The 243-nt window shown below is 14.4% G+C and carries 1 protein-coding gene; it reads left to right on the top strand.

The genetic code is table 11. The annotated features are described in order from the left end of the window. Positions 1 to 243 (top strand): hypothetical protein (locus ACQP6G_RS20930; protein WP_429767244.1); only part of this gene is annotated, 243 nt, incomplete at both ends.

The raw sequence follows: 243 nt of genomic DNA, 5'->3' as shown, positions 1-243 counted from the left end.
GAAAAAGAAAGAGAAGAAGAAAAAATAAAAAAATTAAATTTAGAAAAATTAGCACAAAAAGAACAAATGAAAACAAAAAAAATAATGCAAAGATTAGCTTTTCTTAAAGAAAAAAAATTTGATAAATATATTATAGATAATATAAAAAGTGAATTAGAAAAAGAAAAAAAATTAAATGAAGAAAAAAAATTAAAAAATTTTTTAGAAATGAAAAAAATAGTAAAAGAATCAGAAATAAAAATA

Origin of the sequence: Isoptericola nanjingensis (assembly GCF_050311635.1) — a bacterium.
Lineage (GTDB): Bacteria > Actinomycetota > Actinomycetes > Actinomycetales > Cellulomonadaceae > Isoptericola > Isoptericola nanjingensis.
Note: the sequence above shows the minus strand (reverse complement) of the source record. Positions and strands in the feature narration are given on the sequence as shown.